This is a genomic window from Pseudomonas corni (assembly GCF_057128765.1).
Genome location: NZ_JBSKHW010000002.1, coordinates 477,345 through 489,613, shown reverse-complemented (window position 1 = coordinate 489,613; position 12,269 = coordinate 477,345). Strand labels below are relative to the sequence as shown.

The following is a 12,269-nucleotide window of genomic DNA, read 5'->3' as shown; positions in this document are numbered from 1 at the left end:
CGCGAGTCGGCGGGCGGGCAAGCGGGGTGCGGCGTCGCTGTCACATCGGACTCAGATGGGGGAAAATCCCGGCTTCTTCTTTCGGTACTGACGTCATGAGCTGCAACAGCCAGAAAATTCGCGACTTGCGCCGGCAGATTCCGTCTTTTGAATGCGTGCCCGGTTGCCACGATTGCTGTGGTCCCGTGACGACTTCATCCGAAGAAATGGCCCGCTTGCCGCGCAAGACAGTGGCCGAGCAGGAGGCCGCAATGAACGAGCTTAACTGTGTGCATCTGGGGCCCAATGGCTGCACGGTGTATGACGAACGGCCGCTGATCTGTCGCCTGTTTGGCACGACCAAAACATTGCCGTGCCCCAATGGCAGACGGCCCGAAGTGTTGATTCACCCGCGGGTTGAAGCGCAAGTGCATGAGTACATCGCGACGACGCGCCAAGTGCTGGTTTAGCACTGGGCTGTAGGAGCGCGCTTGCCCGCGAATGCGTTCAGTCAGAAACAAATGAAGCGGCTGACACACCTCAATCGCGGGCAAGCGCGCTCCTACAGTCTGAAGCTCACTCCGCAATCGGCAAATTCAGGCTCTCTTTCACCTCTTCCATCACGATATAGCTCTTGGACTCTCGCACGTGGGGCAGCTTGAGCAGGATGTCGCCCAGCAGTTTGCGATAAGACGCCATCTCGGAAATACGCGCCTTGACCAGGTAGTCGAAATCTCCCGACACCAGATGACATTCCAGCACATGGGGCAATTTGAGCACCGCCCGGCGGAATTCCTCGAAAGTATCCCCTGATTTGTAATCCAGACTGATCTCGACGAACACCAACAGGCTAGCCTTGAGGCTCTGCGGATTGAGCCGGGCGTTGTAGCCCATGATGATGCCTTCGCGTTCCAGTCTGCGGACCCGCTCTGTGCATGGCGTGGTCGACAAACCCACGCGTTCTCCAAGCTCCGTGAAGGAGATTCTGCCGTCGCTTTGCAGGATGCGCAGGATGTTGCGATCGATCTTGTCCAGTTCGCGCTTGGACTGATGCTGTGTGCGCATGGTATGCCCCTCTGCGAAAGACGTTGTTGCCGAGATTTAAAGCCGAATATAGGCGCTTATATAGTGAAAGGCACTGCTGATTGCTTTTTATACTGCCCACATCCTTGCTTAAAACTTCAAAACGTCAGCGGATATCCGCGATGAGGTAGTCAACATGCGCGTCTTGGTCCTTGGAAGTGGCGTAATCGGTACAACCAGTGCTTATTATCTGGCGCGTGAAGGCTTCGAAGTGACTGTTGTCGACCGTCAGCCGGCCGCTGCGATGGAAACCAGTTTTGCCAACGCAGGTCAGGTCTCCCCGGGATATGCATCTCCTTGGGCCGCGCCGGGCGTACCGCTCAAGGCCATCAAATGGCTGCTTGAACGGCACGCGCCGTTGGCGATCAAGGCGACAGCCGACATCGATCAATACCTTTGGATGGCGCAAATGCTGCGCAACTGCACGGCCAGTCGCTATGCCGTGAACAAAGAGCGCATGGTTCGGTTATCTGAATATAGCCGTGACTGCCTTGATGAGTTGCGTGCTGAAACCGGGATCGCCTATGAAGGGCGCAGGCTTGGAACCACCCAGCTGTTCCGCACCCAGGCACAACTCGACAACGCCGCCAAAGACATTTCTGTCCTTGAACAAGCGGGCGTGCCCTACGAATTGCTCGACCGCGAAGGCATCGCCCGGGTCGAACCGGCACTGGCCAGTGTCAGCAATATCCTCGCCGGCGCTTTGCGTCTGCCCAACGACCAGACCGGCGACTGTCAGCTGTTCACCACGCGTCTTGCGCAAATGGCGGCCGATCTGGGCGTCGAATTCCGTTTCGGACAGTCCATCGAATCCATCGACTTTGCGGGCGACCGCATCAATGGCGTGTGGATCAACGGCAAGCTCGAAACCGCCGACTGCTACGTTCTGGCCCTCGGCAGCTACTCGCCGCAATTGCTCAAGCCACTGGGTATCAAAGCGCCGGTCTACCCGCTCAAGGGCTATTCGTTGACTGTGCCGATCACCAATGCCGCCATGGCGCCGACTTCGACCATCCTGGACGAGACCTACAAAGTCGCGATCACCCGTTTCGACAACCGCATTCGTGTCGGCGGCATGGCCGAGATTGCCGGGTTCGACCTGTCGCTCAACCCGCGCCGCCGCGAAACGCTGGAGATGATCGTCAACGACCTCTATCCTCAGGGCGGCGATCTGGCCAAGGCCGATTTCTGGACCGGTCTGCGTCCGACCACGCCGGACGGCACGCCGATTGTCGGTGCTACGCCTTATCGCAACCTGTTCCTCAATACCGGTCACGGCACGCTGGGTTGGACCATGGCCTGCGGTTCGGGCCGTTTGCTGGCTGACCTGATCGCCCGCAAAAAGCCTCAAATCAGCGCCGAAGGCCTTGATATTTCTCGTTACGGCAGTACCAAGGAGATCGCAAAAAATGTCAATCCAGCGCCAGCTCACCAATGAGCGACTGAGCCAGATCGTCGTTCACAACGGCACCGTTTACCTTGCCGGCCAAGTAGGTGACGACATGGCTGCGGGCATCGAGCAGCAGACCCGCGAGACGCTGAATAACATTGAGCGTCTGCTGGATCTTGCCGGAACTGACAAAAGCCGCATCCTGTCGGTGACGATTTACCTGAAAGACATCGACGCGGATTTCGCCGGGATGAACAGCGTGTGGGACAAATGGCTGAATAAGGGTCTGGCTCCGGCGCGCGCGACTGTTGAATCCAAGCTGTGCGAGCCAGAGATTCTGGTTGAAATGACCGTGGTTGCGGCTTTGCCGTAGGCCCCACATACCATCACCCTGTGGGAGCGGACCTGTCCGCGAATGCGATATGACATCCGACAATTTTGTTTCGGATGGACCGAAGTATTCGCGGACAGGTCCGCTCCCACAGGTTTCGATTAACCCCTCACGATCAGAATTTGCCCGCCATGCGTCCAGCCCGCGCCCTCATCGATCTCCAGGCCTTGCGCCACAACTACCAACTCGCCCGCGAGACCACCGGCGCCAAAGCGCTTGCGGTGATCAAGGCCGATGCCTATGGCCACGGTGCCGTGCGCGTAGCCCAGGCACTTGAAGCCCAGGCGGATGGTTTTGCCGTGGCCTGCATCGAAGAGGCGCTGGAGCTGCGCCAGGCCGGTATCAAGGCGCCGATCCTGCTGCTCGAAGGCTTTTTCGAGGCCGATGAGCTGGCGCTGATCGCTGAGCATGATTTCTGGATTGTGGTGCATGGGTTGTGGCAGCTCGAAGCGATCGAGAAATCTACGGTCGGTAAACCGCTGAATATCTGGCTTAAATTGGATTCGGGCATGCACCGCGTGGGCCTGCATCCAGCTGATTATCAGCCGGCTTATCAGCGTCTGCTCGCCAGCGGCAAAGTGGCGAAGATCGTATTGATGAGCCACTTCGCTCGCGCAGACGAACTGGACAGCAAGCGAAGCGACGAACAAGTGGCAGTCTTTGAGGCCGCACGTCAGGGCCTGAACGCTGAAATCAGCCTGCGCAACTCGCCAGGCACGATGGGCTGGCCCACTATTCCGAGCGATTGGGTGCGTCCGGGGATCATGATATACGGCGCCACGCCCTTTGATCAGCCCCAGGCCATCGCCGATCGGCTGCAGCCGGTAATGACTCTGGAATCGAAAGTCATTTCCGTGCGCGAACTGCCAGCGGGAGAGCCGGTGGGCTATGGCGGGACGTTCCTGACGGACCGGCCGATGCGCATTGGCGTGGTCGCCATGGGTTATGCCGATGGATATCCGCGTCAGGCGCCGACCGGCACTCCGGTGCTGATCGACGGCCAACGCAGCCGATTGGTCGGGCGTGTATCGATGGACATGCTCTGTGTCGATCTCACCGATGTGCCTCACGCGGGGCTGGGCAGTCGCGTCGAGTTGTGGGGCAAAAACGTATTGGCCAGTGACGTCGCAGCAAGCGCTGGCACCATCCCGTATCAGATCTTTTGCAACCTGCGTCGCGTGCCACGGCTCTATTCCGAGGCCTGACGGCTCCGTCTGCACCTACCTTCGTCAACGTCCGAGCGGTCATCTCTGGCCGCCAGTCTCCTTGCTGATCGGGCAACGGGCTCAAGTGTTGTAAATACTGAACGCTGTTGCCATCATGGCGGCCACTGCCACTTGACCAAACTTGATCATCAGGAGGACTGCCGCATTGGACGTCGGTGAACGACTGCAATCCATTCGTAAACTCAAAGGCCTGTCCCAGCGTGAGCTCGCCAAGCGAGCGGGCGTGACCAACAGCACTATTTCCATGATCGAGAAAAACAGCGTCAGCCCCTCGATCAGTTCCCTGCGAAAAGTGCTCGGCGGCATACCGATGTCCATGGTGGAGTTCTTTTCTGAAGAGCTTGCGCCCGAAAACCCTACCCAAGTGGTCTACAAAGCCAGCGAGTTGATCGATATCTCGGACGGCGCGGTGACCATGAAGCTCGTGGGCAAATCCCATCCCAGCCGTGCCATCGCGTTCTTGACCGAGGTCTATCCACCCGGCGCAGATACCGGCGATGTAATGCTCGTCCATGAGGGCGAGGAAACCGGCATCCTGGTCGAAGGCCGTCTTGAGCTGGTGGTCGGGCTCGATACTTATGTGCTTGAGGCTGGCGACAGCTACTATTTTGAAAGCACCCGACCGCATCGATTCCGTAATCCGTTTGACGTCCCGGCGCGACTCATCAGCGCAGCGACGCCGGCCAATTTTTGACCGGCAAACCCCATTGGCCTGAACCCAAGGCCAACGAAGGACTCGCCTGAGACGCAGGTCGAAACGCTAATACCCCTGCAATTTAGAGGGAAGTTTCAGACCATCAGGCTACCCGCTATACTTTCGCGGCCTGCGTATACCGTGGCCGCGGGCGTGTGATAGCCACCATGAGGGTGAGAGCGTGAACCAAACCAATAAGAATTGGGCTGTAGCGGGTTTCCTGGCTTTGTGGGCGTTGACTGCCCAGGCTGCCACCAACGACGACATCGCCAAACGGCTTGAGCCGGTGGGGCAGGTCTGTGTTCAGGGCAAGGAATGTCCGGGCATGGAAGTCACTGCATCAGCGGGCGGCGGCGCTGCGAAAACCCCCGACGATATCATCGCCAAGCACTGCAACGCATGCCACGGCTCGGGCCTTCTGGGTGCGCCGAAAATCGGTGACACCGCCGCCTGGAAAGAGCGCGCCGACCACCAGGGTGGTCTGGACGGCATCCTCGCCAAAGCGATCACAGGCATCAACTCGATGCCGCCCAAAGGCACATGCGCCGACTGTTCAGACGATGAGCTCAAAGGTGCCATCAAGAAAATGTCCGGCCTGTAAGGCGGCCAACGCCTATGCCCAGAATCACCCGTTGGTGGCCGTTGCTGTTGCTGACGCTGGCTTTGGAGGCTAGCGCCACCATGCGTTGCGGGACGGCATTGATCAGCAACGGCGATTCAGCACAGACCGTCCTGCAAAAGTGTGGAGCGCCGGACACCCAGACCAGCGAAGGTCCGGCGCTGCGGGCCAATGGCGTCCCTTATCGAGACTCCGCCAGAGTCAGTCATTGGGTTTATGGCCCGCGAAGTGGTGCCTATCAGCACTTGCGATTCATCGACGATAAGCTCGTCTCCATCGAAACGCGCAGAGACTAAGCGGGTCCAAGCTTCATCCAACAACAAGCCAGGAGAGGCCGGATGCCGCATTCCTGCTCGATCGAGCAAGCTGTCGACTACGTTCTGGCATCGCTGCCAAGCCACATTCGGATGGGCATGCCGCTGGGATTGGGCAAACCCAACCGCTTCGCCAACGCGCTGTATGCGCGGATCAAAACCCTGCCAGACCGGCAACTGACGATCTACACCGCGCTGTGCTTGGGCCGTCCGCCTGCTGGGGACGGTTTACAGGGCCGCTTTCTAGAGCCGTTTCTGGAGCGTGTATTCGGTGATTATCCGGAGCTGGATTTCCTGAGCGACCTGCGCGCTGACAACCTCCCTCCAAACGTCCACGTCGAACAGTTTTTCATGCAGCCGGGCAGCCTACTCAACAGCGAATCTGCCCAGCAGAGCTACGTCAGCAGTAACTACAGCCATGCCGCGCGGGACATCAATGGCAATGGCGTGAATCTCATTGCGCAGTTGGTGGCGCGCGATCCGCAGCGCCCTGACAGCCTGAGCCTGAGCTGCAACCCCGATGTCACTCTCGATCTGCTGCCAATGATCGAGAAGCGCAGGGCGGCGGGGGAGACGATTCTGACGCTGGCGCAGGTTCATGCCAACTTGCCCTACATGCCGGGCGATGCCGAGGTCGACGCCGATACCTTCGACCTGTTGATCGATTACGAAGAGCGCAGCACGTTGTTTTCCACGCCCAACATGCCGGTCGGGACCCAAGACCATTTCATCGGCCTCTACGCCAGCACGTTGGTCCGAGATGGCGGAACGCTGCAAATCGGAATCGGCTCCATGGGGGACGCACTGACGGCAGCTTTGCTGGCGCGCCAGGCCGATAACGAAACCTATCGCGCATGCTTGTCGGAGCTGGACGGCATCTCTACCTGGAGGCCCTTGATCGAGCGCGAAGGCGGGGTGATGCCGTTTGCATCCGGGCTTTATGGCTGCAGCGAGATGTTCGTCAATGGCCTGCTGGTGCTGCTTGACGCAGGGATCATCCGGCGCAAGGTTTACCCGACCATCGAGCAACAGACTCGGGCCAACAGCGGTCTGCTGGATGAAGCCGCGCAGGCAGATGGCATTTTGGTGCATGGCGGATTTTTCCTCGGGCCGCGTAGCTTCTACGAGCGACTTCGGGAGTTTTCGACCGAGCAATTGGCGCAGATCAACATGACCGCTATCAGCTATATCAACGAGCTATATGGCGATGAACAGCTCAAGCGTCTGCAACGGCGCGATGCGCGGTTCATCAACAGCGCGTTTACGGTCACCCTCATGGGCGCGGCGGTTTCCGATCAGTTGGCGGACGGGCGCGTGGTCAGCGGCGTGGGCGGGCAGTACAACTTTGTCGCACAGGCGCACGCCCTGGAAGATGCCCGCTCGATTCTGATCCTGCGCAGCTGGCGGGAGTCGGGCGGGGACGTGAGCTCCAACATCGTCTGGGATTATGCCCACACCACTATTCCTCGGCATCTGAGGGACATCGTGATCACTGAGTACGGCATTGCCGATTTGCGCGGCAAGACTGACTCCGCCGTGATAGAGGCGCTGCTCAATATCAGCGATTCGCGCTTTCAGTCGGGCTTGATCGATCAGGCGCAGAAGGCCGGCAAGCTGGCCAAAGGCTTTCGCCTGGACCCTTTATTCACGCAGAACACGCCTGAGCGCTTGCAGGCGATTCGGGATCAATACGGCGGGTTGTTCACCGAATACCCGCTGGGCAGTGATTTCACGTCTGAAGAACGGGATCTGTTGCGGGCCCTGAACTGGCTCAAGAGCAAGTTCAAGCTGCGGGACATCATTGAGCTGGGCAAGGCGACGCTGGAGGCGCCGGAGCCGGAAACATTCCCTGAACACTTGGCACGCATGAGGCTGGATCAGCCCCAGGGACTGCGCGAGGAGTTGTATCAGCGGTTGTTGCTGGCGGGTTTGCAGGCAACTTCGTGACGAACCCTGTAGGAGCGAACTTGTTCGCGAGGCGGTATACCTGACGCACCGAATAAATGACTCGCCAACAAGTTGGCTCCTACAGGATCGAGCCGTCAGGCGATGGCTTTGTACGCCAATAAACCTGCGGCGATAAATCCGGCCACCGCAAACACCTGCTGCAATCTCGGGCCGGCAATGAACCTGGCCGCCTGTAAGCCCGCGATCAATCCCACCACCGCTCCCATCGCAAAAGGCACGGCGACCGCCCAATGCATCGCTCCGCTGACCGTCGCTGTCACCACACTGCCGGTGGAAACCAGCGCGATGACGGCCAGCGATGTGGCGACGATGCTCTTCATGTTCAGATCGGTAAAGCGCGTCAGTGCGGGGATGATGACGAAGCCGCCGCCCACGCCGAGCAGGCCGGACAATAATCCGGCAACCATTCCGGTGATCGCCAGGGAGCGGGCGCAGGGCAGGGTCCAGCGCAATCGGCCCACGCGCGGATTCAGCACGCAGGGCAGAAACGCCGCACGGTCGGCCGGTTGTCCGTGCTGCAGGTGATGAGCGGCTTTGCGGTAGATGCGTGCGCAGGCATACACCAGCACCAAAGCGAAGCCCAGCGACAGCGGGCGATTGGGCAATTGATGAGCGAGCCATAGACCCAACGGCGTCATGACAATGCCGATAGCGGCAATAAACCCGGCGGCGCGATAACGCACGATGCCCTGTCGCAAGCCCAGTAACGCGCCGATCCATGCTGCCAAACCTACGGCCAGCAAGCCCACCGGCGCGGCTTCGACCATAGTCAGACCCAGTACGAACACCAACAGAGGCACGGCGAGAATCCCACCCCCCGCGCCGGTCAGTGCCAGAATCGCACCGACGATTGTCCCTAGGCCTGCGGCCAGCAAACCATGTTCATTCAAAGGAAAGATGCTTACAGGGCATTGATCGGGATCTTCAGGTAGCGCACGCCGTTATCTTCAGGCTCCGGCAGATGGCCGCCGCGCATGTTGATCTGCACCGACGGCAAGATCAGCAGCGGCATGCCCAGCGTGGCATCGCGTTTTTCGCGCATCTCGACGAATGCGTCTTCGTCGATCCCTTCGTGAATATGGATGTTGCTGGCACGTTGCTCGGCCACCGTCGTCATGTACATCAACTCCCGACCGTTGGGCAGGTAGTCGTGGCACATAAACAGGCGCGTTTGAGGCGGCAGGCTTAGGATTTTGCCAATCGAGCGAAAAAGGGTGCGGGCGCTGGCGCCGGGGAAATCGCAGCGTGCCGTGCCGTAGTCGGGCATGAACAAGGTATCGCCAACGAAGGCAACCGTTTCGCCACCGGCCTGGATGAGGTAGGTCATGCAGGCCGGGGTGTGTCCGGGTGTATGCATGGCGCGTGCTTGCAACGAGCCGATCTGGAAATGTGCATCGTCTTCGAGCAACTGGTCGAACTGACTGCCGTCCCGAGCGAAATCACCCTGGGCATTGAACAGCGTGCCGAAGACCTTCTGTACGCGAGTGATCTGATTGCCGATGGCGACAGTACCGCCCAGCTTCTCTTTCAAATAAGCCGCTGCGGAAACGTGATCGGCGTGGACGTGGGTTTCCAGAATCCATTCCACCGACACGCCCAGCTCATGGACTTTGGCGATCAGGCGGTCGGCGGACATAGTGCTGGTGTGCCCGGACTTGGGGTCGTAATCCAGCACGCTGTCGATCAACGCCGCTTTGAGGGTGGAGCGGTCGATGACCAGATAGCTGATGGTCGACGTCTGCTCGTCGAAGAAAGCCTCGACGCTCATGGTTTGGCCAATGATCATTGCTGCTCTCCGAAAATTAAAACGCCTGGAGCGCATGGTTCTGTAGGAGCGCGCTTGCCCGCGAAGGCGGCATTCGGCCGCCACAGATGCGTCAAACCTTACACCGTCGTCGCGGGCAATCGCGCTCCTACAGTTGCGCATGCTTACTCGACGAACGTGACGACGCCATCTTTTAGCGACTTCACTCGCGCCAGCGACTCTACGTGGTAACCCTGAGCATCCAGCTCGGCGCGGCCGCCCTGAAACGACTTCTCGATCACGATGCCAAGGCCTGCCACGGTCGCGCCCGCCTGTTTGATGATCGAGATCAAGGCTTGTGATGCTTTGCCGTTGGCCAGGAAATCATCGATAACCAGCACACGGTCGCTGCTGGTCAGATGGCGCGGGGAGATCGCGACGGTGCTTTCGACCTGCTTGGTGAACGAATACACCGTGGCCGACAGCAGGTTTTCAGTCAGCGTCAGCGATTGATGTTTGCGCGCGAAAATCACTGGCACGCCCAGTTTCAGGCCGGTCATCACCGCCGGGGCGATGCCGGAAGCTTCGATGGTGACAATCTTGGTCACGCCCGAATCTGCGAACAATCGAGCAAATTCGTCGCCGATCTGCTGCATCAGCACCGGGTCGATCTGATGGTTGAGGAACGCGTCGACCTTTAATACCTGATCAGACAGGACGATGCCTTCTTCGCGAATTTTCTTGTGCAGTGCTTCCACGTCGGGGTCCTCGGCGCGCAAATGCGCGGGTGCATTATTAGATGAAGCCTAGCGCTTGAGCATGGCGCGGATGTCCGCCAATGCCGTATTGCCGCGAACGGCCTTCACTTCTGTCGGTGTGTCGTCGTTGCCTTCCCAGGCGAGATCGTCCGGGGGCAGTTCATCGAGAAAACGGCTCGGCGAGCAGTCGATGATCTCGCCGTATTGCTTACGCTTGGCCGCGAAGGTGAACGCCAGCGTTTGCCGCGCGCGGGTGATGCCCACGTACGCCAAGCGCCGTTCTTCCTCAATGGTGTCGGCCTCGATACTGGAGCGGTGGGGGAGGATTTCTTCCTCCATCCCCATGATGAATACGTAGGGGAATTCCAGGCCCTTTGACGCGTGCAACGTCATCATCTGCACGCCTTCAGCGCCGTCTTCTTCCTCTTGCTGACGCTCAAGCATGTCGCGCAGGACCAGCTTGCCGATGGCCTCTTCGATGGTCATGCCGCCTTCTTCGTCTTTCTCCAGCGTGTTTTTCAGCGCCTCGATCAAAAACCACACGTTGCCCATGCGGTAGTCGGCAGCCTTGTCGCTGGAGCTGTTTTGACGAATCCAGTTTTCGTAATCGATGTCCATGACCATGCTGCGCAGGGCGGCAATCGGGTCATTTTGCGCGCACTGCTGGCGCACGCCGTCCATCCAGTGCTTGAAGCGTTTAAGGCGGTCTGTGAAGCGGCCGTCCAGATGCTCACCCAGGCCGATTTCGTCGGTGGCGGCGTACATCGAAACTTTGCGTTCAGTGGCGTAGTTGCCCAGCTTTTCCAAAGTCGTGGAGCCGATTTCCCGGCGTGGCACGTTAATCACGCGCAAGAACGCGTTGTCGTCATCCGGATTGACCAGCAGGCGGAAGTAGGCCATCAGGTCTTTGACTTCCTGACGTCCGAAGAAGCTGTTACCGCCAGACAAACGATACGGCACTTGATGGTGCTGCAGCTTCAGCTCGATCAGCTTGGCCTGGTAGTTCCCGCGATACAAAATCGCGAAATCGCTGTATGGCCGATCGGTGCGCAGGTGCAGGCTGAGGATTTCGACGGCCACGCGTTCAGCTTCGGCGTCTTCGTTGCGGCAACGGATCACGCGGATCTCGTCGCCATGGCCCATCTCGCTCCACAGCTGTTTTTCGAACGCATGGGGATTATTGGAGATCAGTACGTTGGCGCAGCGCAAAATCCGGCTGGTGGAACGGTAGTTCTGCTCCAGCATCACCACTTTCAGCGACGGATAATCGTCCTTGAGCAGCATCAGGTTTTCCGGCCGCGCGCCACGCCAGGCGTAGATCGACTGATCGTCGTCGCCCACGACAGTGAACTGGCAGCGCGTGCCGATCAGCAGTTTCACCATCAGATACTGGCTGGCGTTGGTGTCCTGATACTCGTCCACCAGCAAGTAGCGAACTTTGTTCTGCCACTTTTCGAGAATGTCGGGATTGTCTTCGAACAGCTTTACCGGCAGCAGGATCAGGTCGTCGAAATCCACTGCGTTGTACGCCTTGAGCGTGCGCTGGTAGTGGGTGTAGACGATGGCGGCGGTCTGTTCTTTGGGGTTGCGCGAGTTGGCGAGCGCTTCGGGCGGCAGGATCAGATCGTTTTTCCACGAGCCGATCATGTTCTTGATCTCGTCGACGCCGTCGTCGCCCGAATATTCCTTCTGCATGATGTCGGTCATCAGCGCTTTGACGTCAGTCTCGTCAAAGATCGAAAAGCCCGGTTTGTAGCCAAGCCGTACATGTTCCTTGCGGATGATGTTCAGGCCCAGGTTGTGGAACGTCGATACGGTCAGCCCCCGACCTTCGCCGCCTTTGAGCAAGGTGCCGACCCGCTCTTTCATTTCCCGCGCGGCCTTATTGGTAAAGGTCATGGCGACGATGTATTGCGCACGAATGCCGCAGTTCTGCACCAGATGGGCGATCTTGCGCGTGATAACGCTGGTCTTGCCGGAACCCGCACCGGCGAGCACCAAAAGAGGGCCGCCGACGTAGTTCACGGCTTCTTGTTGCCGGGGATTGAGTCGGGACATGACGAAAAGGGAGTCGCTGGCGAAATGGGCGGGCATTTTAACAGG

13 protein-coding genes are annotated in these 12,269 nt (G+C 59.1%); 8 read left to right on the top strand and 5 right to left on the bottom strand.

The window, feature by feature from the left end:
* Nucleotides 1-95: 95 nt before the first annotated feature.
* Nucleotides 96-449 carry a YkgJ family cysteine cluster protein gene (locus tag ACWKV9_RS05935; RefSeq protein ID WP_483835151.1) on the top strand — a complete coding sequence of 118 codons (354 nt, stop codon included), beginning with the start codon at nt 96-98 and terminating at the stop codon, nt 447-449.
* Between the two features lie 106 nt (nt 450-555).
* Here ACWKV9_RS05935 and ACWKV9_RS05930 read toward each other — a convergent pair whose 3' ends face one another.
* The gene (locus tag ACWKV9_RS05930; protein ID WP_483835150.1) at nt 556-1,044 is read right to left on the bottom strand and encodes an Lrp/AsnC ligand binding domain-containing protein; all 489 of its coding nucleotides are present in this window, start codon (nt 1,042-1,044) and stop codon (nt 556-558) included.
* A 154-nt stretch (nt 1,045-1,198) separates the two neighbouring features.
* Here ACWKV9_RS05930 and dadA point away from each other — a divergent pair, with 154 nt between their 5' ends.
* From dadA to ACWKV9_RS05895, 7 genes are all read left to right on the top strand, one after another.
* Nucleotides 1,199-2,500, top strand: coding sequence for a D-amino acid dehydrogenase (gene dadA / locus ACWKV9_RS05925; protein WP_483835149.1), 1,302 nt, complete (start codon nt 1,199-1,201; stop codon nt 2,498-2,500).
* Nucleotides 2,472-2,825, top strand: a complete 354-nt coding sequence (locus ACWKV9_RS05920) for a RidA family protein (protein ID WP_483835148.1) — start codon at nt 2,472-2,474, stop codon at nt 2,823-2,825. The genes dadA and ACWKV9_RS05920 overlap by 29 nt, the downstream gene beginning before the upstream one ends.
* A gap of 149 nt (nt 2,826-2,974) precedes the next feature.
* On the top strand, nt 2,975-4,048 hold the full coding sequence (gene alr / locus ACWKV9_RS05915; RefSeq protein ID WP_483835147.1) for an alanine racemase: 1,074 nt from the start codon (nt 2,975-2,977) through the stop codon (nt 4,046-4,048).
* 166 nt (nt 4,049-4,214) lie between these two features.
* Nucleotides 4,215-4,763, top strand: a complete 549-nt coding sequence (locus tag ACWKV9_RS05910; protein WP_483835146.1) for a cupin domain-containing protein — start codon at nt 4,215-4,217, stop codon at nt 4,761-4,763.
* 181 nt (nt 4,764-4,944) lie between these two features.
* Nucleotides 4,945-5,364 (top strand): c-type cytochrome, encoded by a 420-nt coding sequence (locus ACWKV9_RS05905; protein WP_483835145.1) that lies wholly within the window; start codon nt 4,945-4,947, stop codon nt 5,362-5,364.
* Between the two features lie 14 nt (nt 5,365-5,378).
* Nucleotides 5,379-5,678 (top strand): DUF2845 domain-containing protein, encoded by a 300-nt coding sequence (locus tag ACWKV9_RS05900; RefSeq protein WP_483835144.1) that lies wholly within the window; start codon nt 5,379-5,381, stop codon nt 5,676-5,678.
* Between the two features lie 42 nt (nt 5,679-5,720).
* Complete coding sequence (locus ACWKV9_RS05895; RefSeq protein WP_483835143.1) at nt 5,721-7,643, top strand: acetyl-CoA hydrolase/transferase C-terminal domain-containing protein; 1,923 nt, start codon at nt 5,721-5,723, stop codon at nt 7,641-7,643.
* A 95-nt stretch (nt 7,644-7,738) separates the two neighbouring features.
* Here the strand turns inward: ACWKV9_RS05895 and ACWKV9_RS05890 are convergent, their stop codons facing one another.
* The 4 genes from ACWKV9_RS05890 to rep all read right to left on the bottom strand — a co-directional run bounded on the left by ACWKV9_RS05890 (nt 7,739) and on the right by rep (nt 12,224).
* Nucleotides 7,739-8,554 (bottom strand): sulfite exporter TauE/SafE family protein, encoded by an 816-nt coding sequence (locus tag ACWKV9_RS05890; RefSeq protein ID WP_483835142.1) that lies wholly within the window; start codon nt 8,552-8,554, stop codon nt 7,739-7,741.
* An 11-nt stretch (nt 8,555-8,565) separates the two neighbouring features.
* Complete coding sequence (locus ACWKV9_RS05885; protein ID WP_483835141.1) at nt 8,566-9,450, bottom strand: MBL fold metallo-hydrolase; 885 nt, start codon at nt 9,448-9,450, stop codon at nt 8,566-8,568.
* A 143-nt stretch (nt 9,451-9,593) separates the two neighbouring features.
* Nucleotides 9,594-10,166 (bottom strand): xanthine phosphoribosyltransferase, encoded by a 573-nt coding sequence (locus ACWKV9_RS05880; protein ID WP_483835140.1) that lies wholly within the window; start codon nt 10,164-10,166, stop codon nt 9,594-9,596.
* A 48-nt stretch (nt 10,167-10,214) separates the two neighbouring features.
* Nucleotides 10,215-12,224, bottom strand: a complete 2,010-nt coding sequence (gene rep / locus ACWKV9_RS05875; protein WP_483835139.1) for a DNA helicase Rep — start codon at nt 12,222-12,224, stop codon at nt 10,215-10,217.
* Nucleotides 12,225-12,269 lie beyond the last annotated feature (45 nt).

What these genes read in the sequence shown, in the direction of transcription:
- ACWKV9_RS05935 (WP_483835151.1), top strand. Translation starts at nt 96, where the DNA reads ATGAGCTGCAACAGCCAGAAAATTCGCGACTTGCGCCGGCAGATTCCG.
- ACWKV9_RS05930 (WP_483835150.1), bottom strand. Translation starts at nt 1,044, where the DNA reads ATGCGCACACAGCATCAGTCCAAGCGCGAACTGGACAAGATCGATCGC.
- dadA (WP_483835149.1), top strand. Translation starts at nt 1,199, where the DNA reads ATGCGCGTCTTGGTCCTTGGAAGTGGCGTAATCGGTACAACCAGTGCT.
- ACWKV9_RS05920 (WP_483835148.1), top strand. Translation starts at nt 2,472, where the DNA reads ATGTCAATCCAGCGCCAGCTCACCAATGAGCGACTGAGCCAGATCGTC.
- alr (WP_483835147.1), top strand. Translation starts at nt 2,975, where the DNA reads ATGCGTCCAGCCCGCGCCCTCATCGATCTCCAGGCCTTGCGCCACAAC.
- ACWKV9_RS05900 (WP_483835144.1), top strand. Translation starts at nt 5,379, where the DNA reads ATGCCCAGAATCACCCGTTGGTGGCCGTTGCTGTTGCTGACGCTGGCT.
- ACWKV9_RS05895 (WP_483835143.1), top strand. Translation starts at nt 5,721, where the DNA reads ATGCCGCATTCCTGCTCGATCGAGCAAGCTGTCGACTACGTTCTGGCA.
- ACWKV9_RS05885 (WP_483835141.1), bottom strand. Translation starts at nt 9,450, where the DNA reads ATGATCATTGGCCAAACCATGAGCGTCGAGGCTTTCTTCGACGAGCAG.
- rep (WP_483835139.1), bottom strand. Translation starts at nt 12,224, where the DNA reads ATGTCCCGACTCAATCCCCGGCAACAAGAAGCCGTGAACTACGTCGGC.